The organism is Frondihabitans sp. PhB188 (assembly GCF_003752365.1).
Taxonomy (GTDB): Bacteria; Actinomycetota; Actinomycetes; order Actinomycetales; family Microbacteriaceae; genus Frondihabitans.
The window spans coordinates 248,561-272,007 of sequence record NZ_RJUO01000001.1 but is presented as its reverse complement, the minus strand read 5'-3'; the positions used below and the strand labels follow the sequence as shown (position 1 = coordinate 272,007).

At 67.8% G+C, this 23,447-nt stretch carries 23 protein-coding genes; 9 read left to right on the top strand and 14 right to left on the bottom strand.

Annotated elements, in window-relative coordinates; translation table 11 throughout:
* Positions 1 to 38 precede the first annotated feature (38 nt).
* A complete protein-coding gene (locus EDF46_RS01260; RefSeq protein ID WP_123505144.1) occupies positions 39 to 626 on the bottom strand; it encodes a TetR/AcrR family transcriptional regulator in 588 nt (195 codons plus the stop codon).
* A 63-nt stretch (positions 627 to 689) separates the two neighbouring features.
* On the opposite strand from EDF46_RS01260, the gene EDF46_RS01255 reads away from it, so the two are divergent.
* Positions 690 to 2,156 carry an MFS transporter gene (locus EDF46_RS01255; RefSeq protein WP_123504466.1) on the top strand — a complete coding sequence of 489 codons (1,467 nt, stop codon included), beginning with the start codon at positions 690 to 692 and terminating at the stop codon, positions 2,154 to 2,156.
* A gap of 78 nt (positions 2,157 to 2,234) precedes the next feature.
* On the opposite strand, the gene EDF46_RS01250 is transcribed toward EDF46_RS01255, so the two are convergent.
* The 3 genes from EDF46_RS01250 to EDF46_RS18240 form a co-directional block, all read right to left on the bottom strand.
* Complete coding sequence (locus tag EDF46_RS01250) at positions 2,235 to 2,987, bottom strand: class I SAM-dependent methyltransferase (RefSeq protein WP_123504465.1); 753 nt, start codon at positions 2,985 to 2,987, stop codon at positions 2,235 to 2,237.
* 170 nt (positions 2,988 to 3,157) lie between these two features.
* A complete protein-coding gene (argG, locus tag EDF46_RS01245; protein ID WP_123504464.1) occupies positions 3,158 to 4,600 on the bottom strand; it encodes an argininosuccinate synthase in 1,443 nt (480 codons plus the stop codon).
* Positions 4,601 to 4,651: 51 nt separating this feature from the next.
* A complete protein-coding gene (locus EDF46_RS18240; RefSeq protein ID WP_158614127.1) occupies positions 4,652 to 4,828 on the bottom strand; it encodes a hypothetical protein in 177 nt (58 codons plus the stop codon).
* Positions 4,829 to 4,876: 48 nt separating this feature from the next.
* Here EDF46_RS18240 and EDF46_RS01240 point away from each other — a divergent pair, with 48 nt between their 5' ends.
* Positions 4,877 to 5,296 carry a YchJ family protein gene (locus EDF46_RS01240; protein ID WP_123504463.1) on the top strand — a complete coding sequence of 140 codons (420 nt, stop codon included), beginning with the start codon at positions 4,877 to 4,879 and terminating at the stop codon, positions 5,294 to 5,296.
* Positions 5,297 to 5,309: 13 nt separating this feature from the next.
* On the opposite strand, the gene dhaM is transcribed toward EDF46_RS01240, so the two are convergent.
* Genes dhaM through dhaK form a run of 3 tightly spaced genes read right to left on the bottom strand, consistent with a single transcriptional unit; the run spans position 5,310 to position 7,686 of the window.
* Positions 5,310 to 6,002 (bottom strand): dihydroxyacetone kinase phosphoryl donor subunit DhaM, encoded by a 693-nt coding sequence (gene dhaM / locus EDF46_RS01235; protein ID WP_123504462.1) that lies wholly within the window; start codon positions 6,000 to 6,002, stop codon positions 5,310 to 5,312.
* 4 nt (positions 6,003 to 6,006) lie between these two features.
* Positions 6,007 to 6,651, bottom strand: a complete 645-nt coding sequence (dhaL, locus tag EDF46_RS01230) for a dihydroxyacetone kinase subunit DhaL (protein WP_123504461.1) — start codon at positions 6,649 to 6,651, stop codon at positions 6,007 to 6,009.
* Between the two features lie 33 nt (positions 6,652 to 6,684).
* Positions 6,685 to 7,686 (bottom strand): dihydroxyacetone kinase subunit DhaK, encoded by a 1,002-nt coding sequence (dhaK, locus tag EDF46_RS01225; RefSeq protein ID WP_123504460.1) that lies wholly within the window; start codon positions 7,684 to 7,686, stop codon positions 6,685 to 6,687.
* 229 nt (positions 7,687 to 7,915) lie between these two features.
* Between dhaK and EDF46_RS01220 the strand changes: the two genes are divergently transcribed.
* Positions 7,916 to 8,593: an MIP/aquaporin family protein gene (locus EDF46_RS01220; RefSeq protein ID WP_233579745.1), complete on the top strand. Its 678-nt coding sequence runs from the start codon at positions 7,916 to 7,918 to the stop codon at positions 8,591 to 8,593.
* A 94-nt stretch (positions 8,594 to 8,687) separates the two neighbouring features.
* Entirely contained in the window at positions 8,688 to 10,205 is a 1,518-nt protein-coding gene (glpK, locus tag EDF46_RS01215; protein WP_123504458.1) for a glycerol kinase GlpK, read from the top strand.
* Between the two features lie 71 nt (positions 10,206 to 10,276).
* Here the strand turns inward: glpK and trpD are convergent, their stop codons facing one another.
* Complete coding sequence (gene trpD / locus EDF46_RS01210) at positions 10,277 to 11,329, bottom strand: anthranilate phosphoribosyltransferase (protein WP_123504457.1); 1,053 nt, start codon at positions 11,327 to 11,329, stop codon at positions 10,277 to 10,279.
* Between the two features lie 93 nt (positions 11,330 to 11,422).
* Here trpD and EDF46_RS01205 point away from each other — a divergent pair, with 93 nt between their 5' ends.
* The 4 genes from EDF46_RS01205 to EDF46_RS01190 all read left to right on the top strand — a co-directional run bounded on the left by EDF46_RS01205 (position 11,423) and on the right by EDF46_RS01190 (position 15,780).
* Entirely contained in the window at positions 11,423 to 12,067 is a 645-nt protein-coding gene (locus tag EDF46_RS01205; RefSeq protein ID WP_123504456.1) for a heme-copper oxidase subunit III, read from the top strand.
* A gap of 37 nt (positions 12,068 to 12,104) precedes the next feature.
* On the top strand, positions 12,105 to 12,932 hold the full coding sequence (locus EDF46_RS01200) for a cytochrome c (protein ID WP_123504455.1): 828 nt from the start codon (positions 12,105 to 12,107) through the stop codon (positions 12,930 to 12,932).
* 95 nt (positions 12,933 to 13,027) lie between these two features.
* Positions 13,028 to 14,095 carry a ubiquinol-cytochrome c reductase iron-sulfur subunit gene (locus EDF46_RS01195; RefSeq protein WP_123504454.1) on the top strand — a complete coding sequence of 356 codons (1,068 nt, stop codon included), beginning with the start codon at positions 13,028 to 13,030 and terminating at the stop codon, positions 14,093 to 14,095.
* A gap of 59 nt (positions 14,096 to 14,154) precedes the next feature.
* Positions 14,155 to 15,780 (top strand): ubiquinol-cytochrome c reductase cytochrome b subunit, encoded by a 1,626-nt coding sequence (locus tag EDF46_RS01190; RefSeq protein ID WP_233579844.1) that lies wholly within the window; start codon positions 14,155 to 14,157, stop codon positions 15,778 to 15,780.
* A gap of 828 nt (positions 15,781 to 16,608) precedes the next feature.
* Here EDF46_RS01190 and EDF46_RS01185 read toward each other — a convergent pair.
* The 5 genes from EDF46_RS01185 to EDF46_RS01165 form a co-directional block, all read right to left on the bottom strand.
* Positions 16,609 to 17,031 carry a cytochrome c oxidase subunit 4 gene (locus tag EDF46_RS01185; protein WP_123504452.1) on the bottom strand — a complete coding sequence of 141 codons (423 nt, stop codon included), beginning with the start codon at positions 17,029 to 17,031 and terminating at the stop codon, positions 16,609 to 16,611.
* Between the two features lie 11 nt (positions 17,032 to 17,042).
* Entirely contained in the window at positions 17,043 to 18,788 is a 1,746-nt protein-coding gene (ctaD, locus tag EDF46_RS01180) for a cytochrome c oxidase subunit I (protein WP_123504451.1), read from the bottom strand.
* A gap of 10 nt (positions 18,789 to 18,798) precedes the next feature.
* Positions 18,799 to 19,692 carry a cytochrome c oxidase subunit II gene (gene coxB, locus EDF46_RS01175; protein ID WP_123504450.1) on the bottom strand — a complete coding sequence of 298 codons (894 nt, stop codon included), beginning with the start codon at positions 19,690 to 19,692 and terminating at the stop codon, positions 18,799 to 18,801.
* Between the two features lie 206 nt (positions 19,693 to 19,898).
* Positions 19,899 to 20,267 carry an iron-sulfur cluster insertion protein ErpA gene (gene erpA / locus EDF46_RS01170; RefSeq protein ID WP_123504449.1) on the bottom strand — a complete coding sequence of 123 codons (369 nt, stop codon included), beginning with the start codon at positions 20,265 to 20,267 and terminating at the stop codon, positions 19,899 to 19,901.
* 42 nt (positions 20,268 to 20,309) lie between these two features.
* Positions 20,310 to 21,722 carry a dipeptidase gene (locus EDF46_RS01165; protein WP_123504448.1) on the bottom strand — a complete coding sequence of 471 codons (1,413 nt, stop codon included), beginning with the start codon at positions 21,720 to 21,722 and terminating at the stop codon, positions 20,310 to 20,312.
* A gap of 43 nt (positions 21,723 to 21,765) precedes the next feature.
* Here EDF46_RS01165 and EDF46_RS01160 point away from each other — a divergent pair, with 43 nt between their 5' ends.
* Complete coding sequence (locus EDF46_RS01160; RefSeq protein WP_233579744.1) at positions 21,766 to 22,344, top strand: DUF3043 domain-containing protein; 579 nt, start codon at positions 21,766 to 21,768, stop codon at positions 22,342 to 22,344.
* Between the two features lie 57 nt (positions 22,345 to 22,401).
* Here EDF46_RS01160 and EDF46_RS01155 read toward each other — a convergent pair whose 3' ends face one another.
* A complete protein-coding gene (locus EDF46_RS01155; RefSeq protein WP_123505143.1) occupies positions 22,402 to 23,433 on the bottom strand; it encodes a quinone-dependent dihydroorotate dehydrogenase in 1,032 nt (343 codons plus the stop codon).
* Positions 23,434 to 23,447: the final 14 nt, after the last annotated feature.

Sequence of the window (23,447 nt, the reverse complement as noted above, 5' to 3'; positions counted from 1 at the left end):
GCCGAAGGGGAGTCGGCCCTGCCAGGTCGCGTCGGGCGTCATCTCCCGTCGCCGACACCGTGTCGCAGCGCCTCGAAGAGCGCCTCGAGCCGGGCGCGGTGGCCAGCCGCCAGCGCGTCGGGCTCTGCGCCGGCGAGCAGCCCCGCGGCAGTCTCGACGAACACCGCGGCGTAGCCGTTGACGAAGAACACGGCCAGTATCCGCCCGTCCGGCCCGAGCTCGTCGGCGAGCACGCGCTGGAGGCCGGCGGCGATGCCCCGGGCCCGCGCTATCAGCGCGGGGGAGCCGACGACGGTGCGCAGGAACTCGACCGACCGTTCGCTCAACCCCGAGAAGGCGTGCTCCTCGTCGGCGAGGCCGACCATGGCTCGGTGCAGCGACTCGACGACATCGCCCGGCTCACGCGCGGCCGACCGGAGCAGGGCCTCGACGTCACCCGAGCGGTCGAGGAAGAGATCCTCCTTCGTCGGGAAGTGGTTGAAGACGGTCACGCTCGACACGCCCGCGTCCTTCGCGACCTGAGCCACCGTCACAGAGTCGAAGCCGCGCTCGATGAAGAGGCGGTTGGCGGCTTCGAGGATCCGGGCGCGCGTCTGGGGCCCGCCGCGCTCGCTCGTTCTGGGCATGTCGCTCGCTTTCTCCACCGACTGAGTCTTGTGTGACTTAATTTAGTGACATAACCTAACGGCATGTCCATCACCATTCTTCCGTCTGCGCGCACGCAGCCCGCCACTCTCCGAGCCGCCTGGCTCGCCCTCGCGGGCCTGTCGGCGGTCTTCCTGTTCGAGATGCTCGACAACTCCGTGCTGAACGTGGCTCTGCCGACCATCGGCCGCGACCTGCAGGCGTCGACGACGGCGCTCCAGTGGGTGACCGGCTCGTACTCGGTGGTCTTCGGCGGCCTCATGCTCGCTTTCGGCAGCCTGTCGGACCGCTTCGGTCGCCGCCGGATGATGCTCATCGGCCTGACGCTGCTCGCCGTGGCCAGCCTCGCGACCGCGTTCGTCACCAGCGCCGAGCAGCTGATCGCCGTCCGCCTGCTCATGGGCGTGGCCGCGGCCATGACGACGCCGGGCTCGATCGCCCTGGCGTTCCGCCTCTTCGCAGGCGACGACCTGCGCGTGCGGGCGATGAGCCTCATCACGACGGTCGGCCTCGTCGGCCTGGCCCTCGGCCCGACGGTCGGCGGTCTCGTCATCGCCATCGCACCGTGGCAGGTGCTGCTGCTGGCCAATGTGCCGATCGCCGTCCTCGCCTGGATCGGAATCCGCGGCGGCATCGCCGTCGACGAGCCGGGGGAGCTGCATCGCGACCCCATCGATGTCGCCGGCGCCGTGCTGGGCACGGTGACGATCGTCCTCGCGCTGGTCACCCCGACGCTCTTCGTCGACTTCGGCGCGAGCTCCTGGGCGGCCTGGGCATCAGCCGTCGCGGCCGCCGGGGGAGCAGCGCTCTTCGTCCGCCGCATGCGGACTGCTCAGCACCCGCTGCTCGACTTGGCGCTCGTGGCCCGGCCGCTGGTGTCGTCCGGCCTCGCCTACAAGGCCGCCACCGGGCTCGCGACCGCCGGCCTCGGCTACCTCGTCACCTTGCAGCTGCAGCTCGACTGGGGCTGGCCGCCGGCGCTGGCAGCTGTCGGCCTGCTGCCGCAGGTGGTGGTCCTGCTCGCCGGCGGGCCGTTCGTCGGCCCGCTGGTGAAGCGCATCGGAATGGACCGCGCCGCCTGGCTGAGCTCCGTCTGCGTCATCCTCGGCCTCGCCGTCTACGGCGTGCTCGGGACCCTCGGCTACCCGTGGGTCGCCACAGCGCTCGTCCTGGTGGCCGCGGGCATCCGGATCAACGGCGTCGTCGCCGGAACCAACGTCATGCGCGGCCTTCCCGAGAACCGCACGTCGATCGGCGCAGCCCTCGTCGACACGGCCTCCGAGGTCGCCACCGGCGTGGGCGTCGCCGTCACCGGAACGATCCTGGCGGCACTGTTCACCGGCAGCATCGCGACGGCGCACTGGTCGGCGGCCCAGACGGCGGAGTTCCGCGACGCCGTGATGGTCGGCGGGCTGAGCCTCACGGCGATGGCCGCGGCGCTGGTGGCGTGGGGTGCGTGGCGGGCCCGGCGCGGCGGCACGGCGACGGCCGTGCCCCATCCTGCGCTGTGAGGTCCTTCGATGCGCTGATAATGCACATTATGTCAAGTAATGCGAATTCCGGACCGGAGTTGCCCCGTTGCGCACGCCCTAAGCGACCTTGCGCCACACCGACACGTGACCCGCACTGTCGGCCATGAACGGCGCACGCGTCCAGTCGGCCCAGCGCTGATCCAATCGCAGGCCGGCGTGCATCGCCATCAGGTCGAGCTCCGACGGCCAGACGTAGCGGTGCGGCGACGAGAACGTCGTCGCGGCACCATCGGCGAAATCGTAGTGATGCGACACGAGCAGCTGCGTCACGGTGTCGATCTCGTCGAAGCCGAGGTGAGTGTCGGTCACCTCGAACGGCTGGTACCTCTCCCCCGGAACCAGCTGTCGCAATCGCGGCACGAACGTCTCGATGACGAATGCGCCGCGGGGTCGCAGGTGTGCCGCGGCGTTCTCGAAGCACGCGACCTGCTGCTCCTGCGTCAGCAGGTTCGTGATCGTGTTGTATACCAGATACACGAGGGCGAACTCGCCGGGGACCCGGGTCGATGCCATGTCGCCGACGACGACCGGCAGCGCCTCTCCCCCGGGCTTCGCCGCCAGCTCGGCGGCCATCGCCTCGGAGAACTCGATGCCCGACACCGCGACACCCGTCTCGGCCAGCGCAAGTCCGATGCGCCCGGTGCCGATGGCGAACTCCAGTGCCGGCCCGTCCGCCGCGATCCCGCGCAGGAACTCCACCGTCGGCCCCACGACCTCCGGCGCGAACATCCCCGCCGACGAGCGGTCGTACGAGCGCGCGACATCGGCACCCCAGACATGCGGGTCGAGATCGTCGGCGTCAAGCGGCATGGCGTCCTCCTCGGGCGCAGGAACTGCGTGCCACCCTACCCACGGCCCCGCGCCGCCGCACGTGCCTGCCCCCGCCGCCCCTCCCCCGCCCGGCCCACGATCGTCCGCGCACAGCACGACGGCCGGGCCACCCGCAGGTGACCCGGCCGTCGCCGGTGCTGCCGCTGCGCCTAGTCGGTGCCCGAGTCGAACGCCGCGGACTCGCTGGCGGCGTCGGTGGCGCGCCCCTGGGCGTCCGTGGCCGCGTCGACGGGCTCGGAGGCGCCGAGGATGAGCTCGCCCTCCCCTGCCTCGAGCGACCCGACGAGGTCGGCCGTGGCTCCGCCGATCAGGCCCGACAGGGCGTACTGCTCGAGGCGCGAGCGCGAGTCGGCGATGTCGAGGTTGCGCATCGTGAGCTGGCCGATGCGGTCGTCCGGGCCGAAGGCCGAGTCGCCGACGCGCTCCATCGAGAGCTTCTCGGGGTGGTAGCTGAGACCGGGGCCGGTGGTGTCGAGGATCGTGTAGTCGTCGCCGCGGCGGAGGCGGACCGTGACCTCGCCGGTGATGGCCGAGCCGACCCAGCGCACGAGCGACTCGCGCAGCATGAGCGACTGCGGGTCGAGCCAGCGGCCCTCGTACATGAGGCGGCCGAGCTTGCGGCCCTCGTTGTGGTAGTTCGCCACGGTGTCTTCGTTGTGGATCGCGTTGAGCAGGCGCTCGTAGGCGAGGTGCAGCAGAGCCATGCCGGGTGCCTCGTAGATGCCGCGGCTCTTCGCCTCGATGATGCGGTTCTCGATCTGGTCGGACGCGCCCAGGCCGTGACGGCCGCCGATGGCGTTCGCCTCGAGCACCAGGGCGACGGAGTCGGCGAACTCCACGCCGTTGATCGCGACCGGGCGGCCGGCCTCGAAGCGGACGCTCACCTCTTCGGTCGCCACCTCGACGTCGTCGCGCCAGGCGGCGACGCCCATGATCGGCTCGACGATGTCGAGGCCGTGGCTGAGCTCCTCGAGGCTCTTCGCCTCGTGCGTGGCACCCCAGATGTTGGCGTCGGTCGAGTACGCCTTCTCGGTCGAGTCGCGGTACGGGAAGCCGCGGGCGACGAGCCACTCGCTCATCTCGGTGCGGCCGCCGAGCTCGTTCACGAAGTCGGAGTCGAGCCACGGCTTGTAGACGCGCAGGCGCGGGTTGGCCATGAGGCCGTAGCGGTAGAACCGCTCGATGTCGTTGCCCTTGTAGGTGGAGCCGTCGCCCCAGATGTCGACGCCGTCCTCTTTCATGGCGCGGACCAGCATCGTGCCGGTCACCGCGCGGCCGAGCGGCGTCGTGTTGAAGTACGTCTTGCCGCCGGAGCGGATGTGGAAGGCGCCGCACTGGAGGGCGACCAGGCCCTCTTCGACGAGGGCGCTCTTGGCGTCGACGAGGCGCGCGATCTCGGCGCCGTACTCCTTCGCGCGCTCCGGCACCACGTCGATGTCGGGCTCGTCGTACTGGCCGATGTCGGCCGTGTACGTGCACGGAACAGCGCCCTTCTCGCGCATCCACGCGACGGCGCAGGAGGTGTCGAGGCCACCGGAGAACGCGATGCCGACGCGCTCGCCGACGGGGAGACTGCTCAGTACTTTGGACATGACGAAAATCCTAGTGCGAACCTCGCCCCCGACCCGACCGGGCGACGCGGGTCAGCCGCGCGTGATCTTCGGCTTCTTGGGCACGGCGACCTTGCGGCCCTTCGGATACCCGGCCTCACGCGCGGCGTGCTCCTTGGCCTCGGCCTTCTCGGTCTTCGCCTCGCTCCGGTGCTGGTACAGCGCGAAGAGACTCGCCAGGACGGCGACTATTAGGGTTACCACTCGCATAGCCCAACCCTACGACCGCCGAGGCGCCCGCCGCCCAGCAAGGACCCCATGACGACAGACGGACCCGCCACGAGCGAGGGCGCGCCGAAGCCCGACACCGACCGGTGCCCCTGCCTGAGCGGTGAGACCTACGGGGCCTGCTGCGGGCCGTTCCACCGCGGCCGAGAGTCGGCACCGACGGCCGAGCGTCTGATGCGGTCGCGCTACTCGGCCTTTGCGGTCGGCGACGCCGCCTACCTGCTCGCCACCTGGCATCCGTCGACACGGCCGGCGAGCCTCGAGCTCGACCCGGCCGACCGGTGGTTCCGGCTCGACATCCTCGACGTGGTGCGCGGCGGAATGCTCGACACCGAAGGGACAGTGGAGTTCGAGGCGCGGTTCAGAGGCGACGACGGCGCTCACGTGCTCCGAGAGCGGTCGACGTTCCTGCGCCAGAAGAACCGGTGGCTGTACGTCGAGGCGGTCTAGCCCGCTCCGAAGCTCAGACCTCGCCGAAGCCCGAGTCGACGAGCTGGACGAGCGCATCGACGGCCGCCACCGCGTCGTCACCCGTCGCGACGATCGAGACGGTCGAGCCCTGCGGCAGGCCGAGGCCCATGATGCGCAGCAGGCTCTTGGCATCGACGCCGTTGATCTGGATGCTCGACGAGAAGGCTCCGGCGTGCTTCACGAACTCGGCCGCGGGGCGCGCGTGCAGGCCCGACGGGTTGATCAGCGTCGTCGATCGCTCGACGGCGCCGGCCACCTCGGCTCGGCTGAGGTCGCGCTCGTCGGCGTGGGCGTCGGCGACCCCCGTAGCCGTCCGGGCCGCGGCCGCGACGTCGGCGAGCGACCCACCGGTCTCGGCCGATACGGCTGCGGCGACCGTGCCCTCGACGACGGGCGCGTCGGCGATCACGACGAGCGCCTTCTCGGCGTCGTCCAGGAAGTCGACGACAGTCTCGGCGGTCAGGATCGCGGACCCGAGATCGCACAGGATCACGACACCCGATCCGCCCTGCGCCCGGGTCAGCCCCTGCGAGATGCGGTCGAAGCTGGTGCCGATGCCGCCCTCGTCCGTGCCGCCCGCGGCCACGATCGTGATGCTGGGCGCCATCTGCGCGGCCAGCTCGACCGTGCCCTCGGCGATCTTCGAGCTGTGCGACACGACGACGATTCCGACTGGTGCTGCCATGGGGTCAGCCTTCCTGAGAGGCGGCCGCGTCGGCCGCGGCGGCGATGATGAGAGAGGACGACTCGGCGCCCGGGTCACGGTGGCCGACGGCTCGCTCGCCCAGGTAGCTCGCACGGCCCTTGCGCGCCACGAGCGGCTCGGTCGACACGGCGCCCGCGGCGGCGGCGTCGGACGCGGCGCGCAGCACCTCGCTCGGCGACTTCCCGTCGGCGGCGGCAGCGGTGGCGGCGTCGACGGCCGGGGTCCACGCGTCGATCATCGTCTTGTCGCCCACCTCCGCCTTGCCGCGCAGCACGACGCCGTCGCGCGCCGCCGTCAGGAAGGCGACGACCGCGTCGGAATCGAGCTCCGCCTGGTCTCCGATCGCCTGCGAGCCTTTTAGGTACGCGGTTCCGAGCAGCGGACCGGAGGCTCCGCCGACCGTGGAGATCAGCGTCGTCGCAACCAGCTTGAGCGCCTCGCCCGGCGTCGAGTCGGACGGGAGGCTCTCGAACTTCGCCTTGACGGCAGTGAAGCCGCGGTCGAGGTTCTCGCCGTGGTCGCCGTCGCCGATCTCGCGGTCGAGGTCGATCAGGTGGAGCCGGTTGTCCGAGACGACCTTGACGGTGTCTGCGACCCAGGCAGTGACCCAGGAGAGGCCGAGGCTCATGGCAATCCTTTCGAGAGGAGGTGGGGCGGGGGCTCAACGGCCCCAGCGGAGGGCGACGGTCTCGACGGGGGCGTCCCACAGCTCGGTCAGCTCGTCGTCCAGCTTCGCGACGGTGATCGACACGCCCTGCATCTCGAGGCTCGTAGCGAAGTTGCCCACCAGCGTACGCGCGACCTCGATGCCCTTCTCGGCGAGCACCTTCGCAGCGTGCCGGTAGACGATGTACTGCTCGACGAGCGGCGTGCCGCCCATCCCGTTGACGAAGAGGAGCACCCTGTCGCCGGACGCGAACGGGAGGTCCTCCAGGATCGGCGCGAGCATGCGATCCACGATCGCGTCGGCCGGCTCGAGCGGGATCCGCTCGCGTCCGGGCTCGCCGTGGATTCCGATGCCGATCTCGATCTCGTCGTCGGCGAGCACGAAGCTCGGCTCGCCGGCGTGCGGCACGATGCCCGCGGCGAGGGCGACGCCCATGGTGCGCACGACGGAGTTGGCCTTCGTGGCGATGGCGACGACGGCATCGAGGTCGTCGCCGCGCTCGGCCGCCGCGCCTGCGACCTTCTCGACGAACACGGTGCCGGCGACGCCGCGCCGCCCGGCCGTGAAGAGGCTGTCCTTCACCGCGACGTCGTCGTCGACGACGACCGAGGCGACCCGCACGCCCTCGGCGTCCGCGAGGTCGGCCGCGGTCTCGAAGTTCAGCACGTCGCCCGTGTAGTTCTTCACGATGTGGAGCACGCCTGCCCCGCCGTCCACGGCGAGCGTCGCGGCCACGATCGGGTCGGGGGTGGGCGAGGTGAACACGGGCCCGGGAACTGCGGCCGACAGCATGCCCACGCCCACGAAGCCCGCATGGAGCGGTTCGTGGCCCGAGCCGCCTCCGGAGACGATCGCCACCTTGCCGCTCACCGCCCCCGAGGCCCGAGCCACGAAGAGCGGGTCGGGCGTGACGCTCACGATGTCGGGATGGGCGAGCCCAAACCCCTCCACGGACTCGTCGACGACGTTCTTCGGATCATTGATGAGCTTCTTCATCGAAGGCCTCCCAATCGGCTGATGCGCTTACCGTACCGCTCCGGTAACGGACACAGCCAGACACAGAACAAAGTCCGACCGTGTTGGTATCGCAAACCTGTGCGCCGGGTCTAGGGTGATGGCAATTGCTCATCGCGGAGTACCCAGCAGGGGAACTCTGCTTTCACGGCTAAGGACGGTCGAAGTGGATCTGGGAACTATTTTTCTCTCCGAGACGGTGGGCACGGCGATGCTTCTCCTTCTCGGTGGCGGCGTGGTCGCCAACGTGGCGCTCGTCAAGAGCAAGGGCTTCAACGGCGGCACGCTGATGGTCAACTTCGGTTGGGGCCTCGCGGTCATGGCCGGAATCCTGGTGTCGTACAAGTCGGGCGCCCACCTCAACCCCGCAGTGAGCATCGCGCAGCTGATCCTGGGGAACATCACGTTCGTCCAGTTCCTCGTGTACGTGCTCGCCCAGATGATCGGCGCCATCATCGGCGCCGTGCTGGTCTACCTGGCGTACAAGAACCACTTCGACGAAGAGCCGGAGCCGGCCGCCAAGCTCGGCGTGTTCTCTACCGGCCCTGCGATCCGCAGCTACGCGTGGAACTTCGTGACCGAGGTCATCGCCACGTTCGTCCTCGTCTTCGTGATCATCGCGATCGGCAACGGCAAGGCTCCTGCCGAGCTCGGCCCCTTCCCGGTGGCCTTCCTGGTCGTCGGCATCGGCGCCTCCCTCGGTGGCCCGACCGGCTACGCCATCAACCCGGCCCGTGACCTCGGCCCGCGCATCGCGCACGCCTTCCTCCCGATCAAGGGCAAGGGCTCGAGCGACTGGGGCTACGCCTGGGTGCCGGTCCTCGGTCCGCTCGTCGGCGGCGCGCTCGCAGCGCTCCTGTCGTTCGCGCTCCTCCCCCTCGCCTCCTAGAGGCCCCGAGGCCCGGACGACTCCCGTCGCCCGGGCCTCCGCATGAACTCACCACCCCGTACCGATCTGAACTATCAACGAAGGAGTTCACACCGTGAGCGACGACTACATCCTCGCAATCGACCAGGGCACCACCTCCAGCCGTGCCATCGTCTTCGACCACTCGGGCGGCATCGTGTCGACCGGGCAGCTCGAGCACGAGCAGATCTTCCCCCGCGCCGGCTGGGTCGAGCACAACCCCAAGGAGATCTGGGAGAACACGCGCGAGGTCATCGGCCAGGCGCTCTCCCGCGCCAACATCACGCGCCACAACCTCAAGGCGATCGGCATCACCAACCAGCGCGAGACCGCCGTCGTCTGGGACAAGAACACCGGCGAGCCCGTCTACAACGCCATCGTGTGGCAGGACACCCGGACGCAGGAGATCGTCGACCGCTTTGCGGCCGACGGCGGCGTCGAGCGCTTCAAGGACATCGTCGGGCTCCCCCTCAGCACCTACTTCGCCGGAACCAAGATCGTCTGGATCCTCGAGAACGTCGAAGGCGCACGCGAGAAGGCCGAGGCGGGCGACCTGATCTTCGGCACCACCGACACCTGGGTCCTCTGGAACCTGACCGGCGGCGTCGACGGCGGCGTCCACGTGACCGACGTCACCAACGCCTCACGCACGCTCTTCCTCGACCTCGAGACCCTCGAGTGGCGTCAGGACATCCTCGACGTCTTCGGCGTGCCGAAGTCGATGCTCCCCGAGGTCAAGTCGTCGTCCGAGGTCTACGGCTACGCGTCCTCGTCGTCGCTGGTGCGCGAGGTGCCGATCGCCGGCATCCTCGGCGACCAGCAGGCCGCCACCTTCGGCCAGGCCGCGTTCGACAAGGGCGAGTCGAAGAACACCTACGGCACCGGAAACTTCCTCATCTTCAACACGGGCGAGGAGAAGGTCAAGAGCGAGAACGGCCTGCTCACGACCATCGGCTACAAGCTGGGCGACGGTCCGACGCACTACGCGCTCGAGGGCTCCATCGCCGTCACCGGCTCGCTGATCCAGTGGCTGCGCGACAACCTCGGCATCATCAACTCGGCCCCCGAGGTCGAGACGCTCGCCACCACGGTGGAGGACAACGGCGGCGTGTACTTCGTGCCCGCGTTCTCGGGACTGTTCGCGCCGTACTGGCGCTCGGATGCCCGCGGCGCGCTCGTCGGCATGACCCGCTACGTGAACAAGGGCCACATCGCCCGCGCCGCCCTGGAGGCCACCGCCTTCCAGACGCGCGAGGTGCTCGACGCCGTCAACGCCGACTCGGGCGTCGACCTGACCGAGCTCAAGGTCGACGGCGGCATGACCGCCAACGACGCGCTCATGCAGTTCCAGGCCGACATCCTCAACGTGCCGGTCGTCCGCCCGGTCGTCGCCGAGACCACTGCGCTCGGCGCAGCCTACGCAGCCGGTCTCGCCGTCGGCTTCTGGGAGAACCTCGACGATCTCCGCGCCAACTGGCAGGAGTCGAAGCGCTGGACGCCCAACCTCGACGACGCGGAGCGCGACCGCACGCTCCGCCTCTGGAAGAAGGCCGTGACGCGCACGTTCGACTGGGTCGACGAAGACGTGAACTGATTCACCGTCGGGCAGACGAATGACAGAGAGGGCCGCAGGAAGTTCCTGCGGCCCTCGTGTCGTGCTCGGAGTCAGGAGCGGGTTGCGGCGACCCACTCGTCGAGCTTCGCAGTCGCGGCCCCGGAGTCGATGGAGCGCGCGGCCACCTCGAGCTGCTCGCGGAAGCGATGGACGATCGGGCGCTCACGCTGGGCGGGATCCTGCGCGAGACGGAACGACACCAGGCCCGCAGCCGCGTTCAGCAGGACGATGTCGCGGACCGGGCCGGTCTCCCCGCCGAGCGTGCGACGGGCCACGCCGGCGTTGTGCTCGGGGTCCTTGCCGAGCAGGTCGTCGATCGACGCGCGCGGGATGCCCAGCTCGACCGGATCGAGGTCGTGCTCGGTCACCTGGCCGCCCGACACCTCCCAGATGTGGCTGTGGCCCGTCGTGGTGAGCTCGTCGAGGCCGTCGTCGCCGCGGAACACCAGTGCCGTCGCTCCCCTGGTCTGGAACACGCCGACGATCAGCGCGACCTTCGAGGCGTTGGCCACGCCGACGGCGCTGGCCTCAGGACGCGCGGGGTTCGTGAGCGGACCGAGGAAGTTGAACACCGTCGGGACGCCGATCTCGCTGCGCGTCGGGCCGGCGTGCTTGAAGCCGGGGTGGAAGGCTGCCGCGTAGGCGAAGGTGATGCCCACCTCCCGCAGCACCTCGGCCACCCGGGAGGGATCGCGGGTGAGATCGACACCGAGCGCACTGAGCACGTCGGACGACCCCGACGACGAGCTGGCGGCGCGATTGCCGTGCTTGATGACCGGCACGCCCGAGGCCGCGACCACGATCGACGCCATCGTCGAGACGTTCACCGTGCCGAACCGGTCTCCCCCGGTGCCGACGATGTCGACCGCCATGGAGTCGACCGGGAGCGGCACGGCATGGGCCAGGATCGCGTCGCGGAACCCCACGATCTCATCGACCGTCTCGCCCTTGGCCCGCAGAGCGATCAGGAAGGCAGCCAGCTGCGAGCCGGTCGCCTCGCCCACCATCACGCGCTCCATCGCCCAGGTGGCGTCGGCGATCGAGAGGTCCTCGCCGTCCAGGAGCAAGTCGATGATGCGGGGCCAGGAGAGATCGCTTGTCATGACTCTCAGCCTACTAAGCGCCTTCTTTCAGATATCTCGCCATCAAGACTGGCAGGGTCTTGCGGCGAAATTCTCGGGGCTTTATCGGCCATAATGAATCTTGTGACAAGTACCTCTCTCTCGAGACCTTCAGGCGGACCGGTTGTCAACCGGCCCAGCACTGCCGCTGTCGGAACCATCGTGTGGCTCGGAAGCGAGGTGATGTTCTTCGCGGGCCTGTTCGCGATCTACTTCACCCTTCGCAGCACGTCACCCGAGCTCTGGGCGTCGCAGAGCGCCAAGCTCGACGTCCCGTTCGCGGCCTTCAACACCATCACCCTGGTTCTCTCCAGCGTCACCTGCCAGTTCGGCGTCTTCGCCGCTGAACGTCTGCAGGGCAAGCGCACGGGCAAGCTCTTCCAGGTGTCGAAGTGGGGCCTGGTCGAATGGTTCTTCCTCTCGTACGCCATGGGCGCCGTCTTCGTCTCCCTGCAGACCTACGAGTACACGAACCTGATCGCCGAGCACGTGACGCTCCAGTCGAGCGCCTACGGCTCGGCCTTCTACCTGACGACCGGCTTCCACGCCGCGCACGTCACGGGCGGTCTCCTCTGCTTCCTGTTCATCATCGGCCGCGCCTATGCGGTCAAGAACTTCAGCCACCGAGAGGCCACCAGCGCCATCGTCATCTCGTACTACTGGCACTTCGTCGACGTCGTGTGGATCGGCCTGTTTCTCGTCGTCTACATCTTGAAATAAGCATCGTCTCAAATAGGCATTGGATTCCCACAGCAGAATGTTCTCCTCCTCTAAAGCCACCGCCACGGCCGGCCGCAAGCGCGTCGGACGCCGCTCGCCGCTCGCCACCGTCTCGCTCATCGTCGTCGGCCTGCTGACCACCGGCGGTGCGTACGCGCTCTTCACCTCGACCGCCACGGCCGAGACGGGCAGCGGCACCACCTCCGCCGTGTCGCAGGACAAGGTGAACGAGGGTCAGAAGCTTTTCGCCGCCAACTGCGCCACGTGCCACAACATGAGCGGATCTGGCACGACCGAGGGCCCGAGCCTCATCGGCGTCGGCGCGGCTGCCGTGGACTTCCAGGTCGGCACCGGGCGCATGCCCGCCGCGGCGAACGGTCCGCAGGCTCTCGAGAAGCCCGTGCAGTTCACGAACGAGCAGATCCAGGCGATGGCCGCCTACGTGGCCTCGCTGGGCACCGGCCCTTCGGAGCCTCAGTCGAAGTACCTCAAGGAGAACGGCAACGCCGCCAACGGCGCCGAGCTGTTCCGCATCAACTGCGCCATGTGCCACAACGTCGCCGGCGCCGGGGGCGCGCTGACCGAGGGCAAGTTCGCTCCCTCGCTCAAGGGAGTCTCGTCCAAGCACATCTACGAGGCCATGCTGACCGGCCCGCAGAACATGCCCGTGTTCAACGACATGAACATCACCCCGCAAGACAAAGCGGACATCATCACGTACCTCAAGTACCTCGAGAAGAACCCGTCGCCGGGCGGATTCCAGCTCGGCGACCTCGGTCCCGTCTCCGAAGGCCTCTTCATCTGGATCTTCGGCCTCGGCGCGATCGTCGCCATCACGGTCTGGCTGACAGCCCGCTCGCACTAATCCCCTCTCGCGGGCACGGCGATCAGACCGGCTCGCGAGCACCGAAGTCAGTACCACCGATTTTTTGAGTCACGAGCTCACCGAAAGGCAGCACCATGGCAGATCACGACGACGAGACCCTCGCGGGCTCGGCTGTCGAGAAGGCTGAGCCGCAGAAGATCTCCGCGGGTACCGCGGTCATCCCTGCAGACCCCTTCGAGAATCCGGGCGAACCGCAGCACCACATCCGGATGACCGACAAGGACCCGGCGGAGGAGAAGCGTGCGGCCCGACAGGTCTCGACGCTGTTCTTCGCGTCGATCGTCTTCAGCTGCCTGGCTGTGGCCGCCTACATCGCCTTCCCGATCAAAGACGGCGACACCGGCTCCATCCGCCTGAACAACCTGTTCCTCGGTCTCGGCATTGCACTCGGCCTGCTCGCCATCGGCATCGGTGCCGTCCACTGGTCCAAGGCGATCATGCCCGCGCGCGAGATCACGGAGCAGCGTCACCTCACTCGCGGCTCGGATGCGACCCGCGCCAAGGCCGTCGAGGTCTTCGAGCTCGGCAACAAGGAGTCGGGCTTCGGTCGCCGCAGCCTGATCCGCAACAGCCTCTTCGGCGCCCTGTTCGCCTTCATCCTCCCCGGCGTGGTCATCTTCCGCGACCTGGGCCCGAAGGTCGACCCGAACGTCGTTCTGAGGCATACACTCTGGAAAAAGGGTATGCACCTCACCCTCGACCCTTCCGGCACTCGCATCAAGGCTGCCGATGTGACCCTCGGCTCGGCTTTCCACGTCATCCCCGAAAGCCTGCTCGACTCCGAGGATCTGCTCGAAGAGAAAGCCAAGGCTGCCGTTCTCCTCATGCGCCTGAAGCCTGAGGACCTCCACGAGCCCGAGGGCCGCGAGGACTGGCAGTACAACGGAATCGTTGCCTATTCCAAGATCTGCACGCACGTCGGCTGCCCTGTGGCGCTGTACGAGCAGCAGACACACCACCTGCTCTGCCCCTGCCACCAGTCCACGTTCGACGTGACCGAGAACTGCAAGGTCATCTTCGGACCGGCCTCACGGCCCCTGCCGCAGCTGCCCATCACGGTCGACGACCAGGGCTACCTCGTGGCACAGAGCGATTTCCACGAGCCGGTTGGCCCGAGTTTCTGGGAGCGTGACCGCGCATGAGCGCCACGACCGAATCACCCGTAGAGACCCACGAAGTGGGCTACGCCGAACAGGGCAACATGCCGCTGCGCCCCGCTAAGGGCAGCAAGCTCATGGGTGCCGCCGCCAACTACATCGACGAGCGCACGAGCGTCTCCGGCCTGGTCAAAGAGGTGGGTCGCAAGATCTTCCCCGACCACTGGTCGTTCATGCTCGGAGAGGTCGCCCTCTACAGCTTCGTCGTGATCCTGCTCTCGGGCACTTTCCTGACGTTCTTCTTCCAGCCGTCCATGGCCGAGGTCACCTACAACGGCTCGTACGTGCCTCTTAAGGGCATCGACATGTCGGCGGCGATGCAGTCGGCCCTGAACATCTCGTTCGAGATCCGCGGTGGCCTGCTCTTCCGCCAGATCCACCACTGGGCGGCCCTGCTGTTCATCGCTGCCATCGGCCTGCACATGCTCCGCATCTTCTTCACGGGTGCGTTCCGCAAGCCGCGCGAGATCAACTGGTTCATCGGCTTCGTGCTCTTCATCCTGGCGCTGGCCGAGGGGTTCACCGGCTACTCGCTCCCCGACGACCTGCTCTCGGGCAACGGTCTCCGGATCATCGACGGCATGGTGAAGGGCATCCCTGTCCTGGGCGTGTGGATCTCGTACCTCCTCTTCGGCGGAGAGTTCCCCGGAACCGCGATCGTCAGCCGTCTGTACTCGCTGCACATCATGCTGCTGCCGGCGCTCCTCATCGCGATGCTCGGCGCCCACCTCCTGCTGCTCGTCATCAACAAGCACACGCAGTTCTCGGGCCCCGGCAAGACGAACAACAACGTCGTCGGCGTGCCGGTGATGCCGGTGTTCGCGGCCAAGGCCGGTGGGTTCTTCTTCATCGTCTTCGGTGTCATCGTCCTGATCGCGTCGCTCTTCACGATCAACCCGATCTGGAACTACGGACCCTACGACCCTTCCCCGGTCTCCGCGGGCACGCAGCCCGACTGGTACATCGGCTTCGCCGACGGCGCGCTCCGACTGGCGCCGCCTCACTGGGAAGTCGTGTGGGGCGGCTATACCGTCTCGTTCAACATCCTGGTTCCGATCGTCGTCCTGATGGGCCTTCTCGCAACCGTCGCCTTCTATCCCTTCATCGAGGGCTGGGTCACCGGCGACAAGCGCGAGCACCACATCCTCGACCGTCCGCGAAACGCTCCGACCCGCACGGCCATCGGTGCCGCTCTCATGACGCTGTACGCAGCGCTGTGGGCCGCAGCCTCGTCCGACCTCATGGCGACGCACTTCAAGCTGTCGATCGATCAGGTGATCCACGTCATGCAGTTCTTGACCGTGGTAGGCCCGTTCATCGCCTTCTGGATCACGAAGCGCGTCTGCCTCGGCCTTCAGCGCAAGGACCGCGAGATCGCTCTCCACGGCCACGAGTCGGGCCGCATCGTCCGCCTCCCCGGTGGCGAGTTCATCGAGGTCCACACCCCGCTCACCGAATACGAGCGCTGGACCCTGGTCAGCTACAACGAGTACGAGCCCCTCATGGTCCGTCCCAACGAGCGCGGAGTCATCACGCCCGTCGAGCGTGTTCGGGCCGCCGTCTCGGGGTTCTTCTTCGAAGACCGCATCTCCCCCGTCACCAAGGCTGAGATCGAGGCGTCGCACCACGACAGCCACGGAGCCATCGACGCCGGCGACTCGCACCACTAAGCGCTCCGCCGCCCGCACAACCCCCGTCTGCACTTCGGTGCGGGCGGGGGTTTCGCGTTGGCGGAGCGACCGGGTGGTGGCGTGAGCGGGGTCGTGCGGTGGCGGCGTGAGCGGGTCGTGCGCCGGCGACGTGCGCGGGGTCGTGCGCCGTCGCCGTGAATCCGAGAGCTCTGCGGTGCGAATTCGCTGCGTAGGGCCAGCCTGGGCACTCAGGAGGCAGACCTTCGCCGGCCTCAGCGCCGGGCTCCCGCCGGGACTCCCGGCGGCGGCGCACCCGCTCCTAGCGGGACTCCCCCGCCGTCCGGCCGGTACCTCGTCGGCGGGCTCCTCTTGCGGCCCGCAGGGGCGTATGGCCTCCGCCAGGTCACTGTGGCCGTCGCGCTCCTCCGCGCCGCCCTTTTCCCACGATCGCGACATGGCACCACCATCTTTGATGGTGCCACGTCGCAATGTTGGGCCGAAAGTGCTCCGCCTCGCCTCCATCGGTGGGCCAGCAATCCCTGCCCCGCACCACGATCGGGACTCGGCGCCACTATCATTCGTGGCGCCGAGTCCCGATCATGGGTCGGCACGCAGGAGGCGCGCCCAGCTACTCGGGCTGCCTTGGCGGGCATGGATCCGCAGAGCCGCGCCACGATCGCGACGTGAAACCACGATGTGGAGTGGTGTCATGTGGGGATCGGGGGCGGGGCGGCCGATCGCGGGGTGAGCGACCGCGGCACTGGGAGCGGCGGCGGTTTGCCGGTCCTGCGCCCGAGGGAACGGCCGGGACGCGAAAGCGGGGCACCACCCGAAGGTGATGCCCCGCTAGGAGAACGCGCAGCGCACTCAGTGCTTGTACACGCCCCGGTAGTTCTCGTAGACCCAGCCGACGAGGGCGACGGCGGTGAGAGCTGCACCGATGAAGATGAGCCACATGCCGACCGCGAGGGCGAGGAAGACGATGGTGCAACCAGCCGCAAGGAAGATCGGCCACCAGCTGAACGGGTTGAAGAAACCGATCTCGGGGTCGCCGTCGTCGATGTTGGCGTCGAGACGGTCTTCGGGCAGCTCACCGCTCTGCGCGAAGTGCGAGCGGTTCATGTAGAACCCGAGGAAGACCGACATGATTCCGGCGAGGCCGATACCGAGGGTTCCGGTCCACTCGACGGTCTGGAACTCCCGCGAGAGGAGGCTCCAGACCGTGTAGCCGGCATCAGCGACGAAGAAGAAGACCGCGAGGATCCAGAAGATGTTCGATTGAGCTCTCATGACGCGTCTTTCTACTTGACCGTGTTGTCGCCAGCGTCGTACGTGGGGGCATCAGGCGCATCTTTCAGCGGGCCCACGCCGACCGGGATGCCGGCCTCGGGGTGGTTGAGGTCGAACGCCGGGGACTCGGAGCGGATACGCGGGATCGACTCGAAGTTGTGGCGCGGGGGCGGGCACGACGTCGCCCACTCGAGCGAACGCGAATAGCCCCAAGGGTCGTTCACAAGCACCTTCGGCGCCAGTCGAGCCGTGATGTAGACGTTGTAGATGAACGGGAGCATCGACACGCCGAGCAGCATGGCGCCCATCGTGGAGAGCTGGTTCATCCACTCGAATCCGTCTTCAGGCTGGTAGGTGGCGTACCGACGCGGCATGCCCAGGACGCCCAGCCAGTGCTGGATGAGGAACGTCGTGTGGAACCCGATGAAGAGCAGCCAGAAGTGGATCTTTCCGAGACGCTCGTTGAGCATCTTGCCGGTCCACTTCGGCCACCAGAAGTAGAAGCCGGAGAACATCGCGAAGACGACCGTGCCGAAGACCACGTAGTGGAAGTGCGCGACGACGAAGTACGAGTCGGAGACGTGGAAGTCGAGCGGCGGCGAGGCCAGGATCACGCCGGTGAGACCACCGAAGGTGAAGGTGATGAGGAAGCCGATGGCCCAGAGCATGGGAGTCTCGAATGTGATCGAGCCCCGCCACATCGTCCCGACCCAGTTGAAGATCTTCACGCCGGTGGGCACTGCGATGAGCATCGTCATCAGAGAGAAGAACGGCAGCAGGACAGAGCCGGTGACGTACATGTGGTGAGCCCACACCGTGACCGACAGAGCGGCGATCGCGAGCGTCGCGTAGATGAGGGTCTTGTAGCCGAAGATGGGCTTGCGGCTGAAGACCGGGAACACCTCGGAGACGATGCCGAAGAACGGCAGCGCGATGATGTACACCTCGGGGTGGCCGAAGAACCAGAACAGGTGCTGCCACAGGATGGCGCCGCCGTTGGCGGGGTTGAAGATGTTCGCGTCGAAGACTCGGTCGAAGCCGAGGCCGAACAGGGCTGCGGCGAGGACGGGGAACGCCATGATCACGAGGATCGAGGTGACGAGGGTGTTCCAGACGAAGATCGGCATGCGGAACATGGTCATGCCCGGGGCGCGCATCGTGATGATCGTCGTGATGAAGTTGACACCACCGAGGATCGTCGAGAAGCCGGTCAGCGCCAGGCCGAAGACCCAGAGGTTTCCGCCGAGACCTGGAGTGAATGTCGTGTCGGACAGCGGCGCGTAGGCGAACCAGCCGAACGAGGCCGCACCCTGCGGGGTGAGGAAGCCGGCGATGACGACGAGCGCGCCGAAGAAGTACAGCCAGAAGGCGAAGCCGTTGAGCCGCGGGAACGCGACGTCGGGCGCGCCGATCTGGAGCGGCATGATCGCGTTGGCGAAACCCGAGAACAGCGGCGTCGCGAACAGCAGCAGCATGACCGTGCCGTGCATCGTGAACAGCTGGTTGTACTGCTCCTTGGTCTGGACGATGTCGAGACCCGGGGCGAACAGCTGCGCCCTGATGATCAGCGCCATGACGCCGCCGATCAGGAAGTAGATGAACGAGGTGATCAGGTACATGTACCCGAGAACCTTGTGGTCGGTGGAGGTGATCCACCGCACGACGACGTTGCCCTTGCGGCCGACGCGAGTCGTGTTGAAGTTCTGACCGGAGGACTGGCCGCCTGTCTCGGGGCGGGTAGCAGTGGCTGAGCTCATCGAATGCGCCTTACTTGCTCGAGGTGCTGTCGGCGCCTGCGGCGACCGGGGTCTTGTTGTCGGGCTCGTTGGTGTTGGTGTTGTACTGGTCGCCCAGATCACCGACGTTGCCCTCGTTGCGGAGCGTGTCGAGGTACGCCTCGTAGGCGGACGGCGAGACGACCTTCACGTTGAAGAGCATCAGCGAGTGGTACTCGCCGCACAGCTCGGCGCACTTGCCGGTGTACGTGCCCTCTTTCTCGGGCGTGAAGTACTCGTAGTTGGTCTTGCCGGGGATCATGTCTTTCTTGTACAGGAAGTCGACCACCCAGAAGGAGTGGATGACATCTCGCGACTTGAGGATGATCTTGACCGTCTTGCCCTTGGGCAGGTAGAGCACGGGAAGCTTCGACTCGTCGACGTTTCCGTCGCCGAGCTCCTGCGCCTGGATGCCCTGGTAGTAGACGCTGTTGGCCTTCGTCTGGGTGTCCATGTAGTTGAAGTCCCAGGCCCAGCGCTTGCCGTAGACCGTGATGGTCACGTCGGGGTTGGCGGTGGGCTTCTCGATGTCGGCCTGGTCGCGGGCCGTGAAGAAGAAGAAGCCGAGCACGAGGAACAGCGGCACGATCGTGTAGAAGATCTCGATCGGCATGTTGTACCGGAGCTGGACGGGAAGGCCCTTGTCGGCCTTGCGGCGACGGTAGACGACGACGGCCCAGATGATAAGGGCCCACGTGATGACGCCGACGCCGAGGAGGACGATCCAGGACGTGACCCAGAGGCCGATCGTGGCGTTGACGTGGTTCGTCGTGCCGCGCTCGGTGGGAAGCCAACCCTGAAGCTGCTGCTCCGTACAGCCGGACAGGGCCAGGATCGAGATCGCTGCCACAGGAATGGCGGCGAGTAGACGACGTTTTGAGCGCACTGTTACCTCTCGGATGACTCAGCTGTAGGGCACGCTCCCCCGCCGACCAGAGCCGGAGCTCTCAGTAAGAGAAGGAACATGCTTAGCCTACTCGCAGGCAAGGGGTGCATTCGTCCCACCCGGCCGCGGTTCGCTTGATGATGAGACGAAAAAACGGCAGGGCTCCATCCGTCTGGATGAATCCCTGCCGTTCTCTGGATGAACGCTCAGTGGAAGCTGTCGCCGCAGGCGCAGCTGCCCTGCGCATTGGGGTTGTCGATCGTGAAGCCCTGCTTCTCGATGGTGTCCTCGAAGTCGATCGAGGCGCCCTCGAGGTACGGGACGCTCATCTTGTCGACGACCACCTCGACGCCGTCGAAGTCGACGGTCGCGTCGTTCTCGAGCAGGCGCTCGTCGAAGTAGAGCTGGTAGATGAGGCCCGAGCAGCCGCCAGGCTGGACGGCGACGCGAAGGCGCAGGTCGTCGCGGCCCTCCTGCGTGAGGAGGCTCTTCACCTTGTTTGCTGCGGCGGCCGAGAGGCCGACCTTGTGCGCGGGCGCGTCAGCGACGATGGGTGCGGTGGCGATGTCAGTCAAAGTGCCTCCAGGTTCAGGGGTTGTCACACAAGTGTAAGCAGGTCAGGATCGCGCGTCGAGCCTCGCGAGCAGGAGCGCCTCGCTCAGGATCGAACGGTGGAAGACGCCGAGGTGCTGCGACTCGTTCGGGCTGTGGGCCCGTGTGTCGGGGTCCTCGACGCCGGTGACGAGGATCTGCGCCTCCGGGAAGACCTCGGCCAGGTCGGAGATGAACGGGATCGAGCCGCCGGCGCCCGTCTGGACGGGCGTCTCGCCCCATCCCTCGGCCAGCGCGGCGAGCCCTTCGGCGAAGCCCCACCCGGAGGTGTCGACGAGGAACGGGTTGCCGGTGTCGACGTCGCTGATCTCGAGGTGCGCTCCGAACGGCGCGTTCGACTCGAGATGCGTCTTCAGCGCCTGGAACGCCTCGACGGCCGGCTGGCCCGGCGCGACGCGGGCGCTGATGCGCACCGAGACCGTGGGCAGGAGGGTGTTCGACGCGTTGGCGACGCTCGGCGCGTCGATGCCCGTCACGGTGACGGTGGGCTTCGACCACATGCGGCTCAGGATCGGGCCGTCGCCGATCAGCGAGACGCCCTCGAGCAGGCCTGTCGTCTGACGGATCTCGGCCTCGTCGAACTCCGGGTACTCGGCCTCGCGCGAGGTCATGCCCTCGACGGCGACGGAGCCGTCTTCGGCGTGGAGGGAGGCCAGGAGGCGGACCATCGCCAGCATCGCGTCGGGGACGGCGCCGCCCATCATTCCGGAGTGCGACGCGTGCGCCAGCGTCGACACGGTGAGCTTGAAGGTCACGTTGCCGCGCAGGCCGACGGTGAGCGCCGGCACGGAGGTGGTCCAGTTGTCGGCGTCGGCCACGACGATCACGTCGGCGGCGAGCTCGTCGTGGTGCTGGGCCAGGAAGTTGGTGAACGAGCGCGACCCGAACTCCTCCTCCCCCTCGATGAAGACGACGATGCCGAGGTCGAGGTCGTCGCCGACCACCTCGTGGATGGCGCGGAGAGCTGCGACATGGCTCATGACGCCGGCCTTGTCGTCAGACGCCCCGCGCCCGTAGAGGCGCTCGCCCCGGACCGTCGGCTCGAACGGCAGAGTCTCCCACAGCGCCTCGTCGCCCTCCGGCTGCACGTCGTGGTGCGCGTACAGGAGGACCGTCGGCCGGCCGTTCTTCGCGGGGCGCTTCGCGAGCACGGCGGGGTGGCCGAGCTGGTCGCCCTCGATCGGGGCGCGGCTGGTCGTCACCGACTCGAAGAGGCCGGTCGACTCGATCAGCGCCGCAACCGCCTTGGACGACACGACGACGTTCTCCGGGTCGAAGGTGTCCCACGAGACGCTGGGAATCCGCACCAGGGCCGAGAGGTCGGCGATCGACGCGGGCAGAGCCCCCTGAACGCTCTCCCGGAGCTTGGCCGAGAGTTCGGGATTCAGCGGGGCAGGAGAATAGGAGGTCTCAGTCATGACAGGTAATCTTAGGTTCTCCGACGAAACCAAGGATCTCCCCGTGGCCAAGGCACCCATCATCTCCCCCGACAACTCGACGAAGAAGTCGACCGAGTCCGACGAGCCGATCACCATCGGCAAGGGCCGAGCCACTCCGACCCGCAAGGAGCGCGAGGCCGCGAACCGCCGCCCGCTCGTGCCGGTGGGCAAGGAGGCCCGCAAGGAGCAGCGCGACCGGGTCGCCATCGAGCGCAACAAGGCCCGGCTCGGCCTCGCCAACGGCGAAGAGAAGTATCTCCCGGCCCGCGACAAGGGCCCGCAGCGCAAGTTCGTCCGCGACTACATCGACGCGCGCTACTCGGTCGGCGAGATCATGCTGCCCCTGATGGTGATCGTCATCGTGCTCAGCTCGGTGCCGGCCCTCGCCAGCATCGCGCTCTTCGCGATCTGGGGCTTCGTGCTCCTGGCCGTCATCGACTGCTTCTTCGTGGGCCACCGCATCGTCAGGAAGCTCGAGGCGAAGCACGGCAAGGAGCACGTCGAGCGCGGACTCCGCTGGTACGCCGCGATGCGCGCCCTGCTCATCCGCCCGATGCGCACGCCGAAGTCGCAGGTCAAGCGCGGCTCGTTCCCCGCCTAGCCGGTCCCCGGCCTAGCCACTTCCCCGATCAGCCGCTCCCCCGCGTCGCCCGGGGTCCTAGCGGCGCAGGTCGCGCAGACCACGGTTGATCTCCCGTGCCCACAGTGGCCCGCGATACAGGAACGCCGTGTAGCCCTGCACGAGCGTGGCGCCGGCGTCGAGGCGCTCCTGAACGTCGGCGGCAGTGGTGACCCCGCCGACCGAGATGACGCAGAGAGTCGCAGGAACTGCCTGGCGGATCACGCGCAGCACGTCGAGCGACCGCTGCTTGAGCGGGGCACCCGACAGGCCGCCGGCCCCCGCCTTCTCGACGACCTTCAGGTCGCTGACCAGACCGTCGCGCGACAGCGTCGTGTTCGTGGCGATGATCCCGCCGAGACCGAGCTCGACCGTCAGCTCGGCGACGCGGCGCACGGCATCGTCGTCGAGGTCGGGCGCGATCTTCACGAGCACCGGCGTGCGGCCGGCGGCGTCGCGGACGGCCGTGAGAAGAGGGGCGAGCTTGTCCAGCTCCTGCAGGCCACGGAGCCCGGGCGTGTTGGGCGAGGAGACGTTGACGGCGAGGTAGTCGGCCAGCGGCGCTAGCAGGCGGGTCGAGACGAGGTAGTCGTCGACGGCGTCGTCGACCTCGACCACACGGCTCTTACCGATGTTGACGCCGATGACCGGGCGGTGACGGAGATGGCGGGCGCGGCCGACGACCCCGGCGGCCTTGAGAGCACCGCCGTTGTTGAAGCCCATGCGGTTGATCACGGCACGGTCGGCGACCAGCCGGAACAGACGCGGCCGGTCGTTGCCGGGTTGCGCCTTCGCAGTGATCGTGCCGACCTCGACGTGGCCGAACCCGAGGGCTCCGAGGCCGGCTATGCCCTTGGCGTCCTTGTCGAAACCGGCGGCGACGCCGAACGGCGAGGGGAAGGTCAGGCCGAGCGTCTCGACGCGGAGCGAGCGGTGGGGCTTCGTGGCGCGACGGACGAGCGTCGACACGACGGGGATGCCCGGGATCGCCTTGATGAAGCCGAACGCCAGGTGATGCGCGCGCTCGGGGTCCATGCGTACGAAGAAGTGCCGGAAGACGAACCCGTACACGCCGGCGTCGTCGT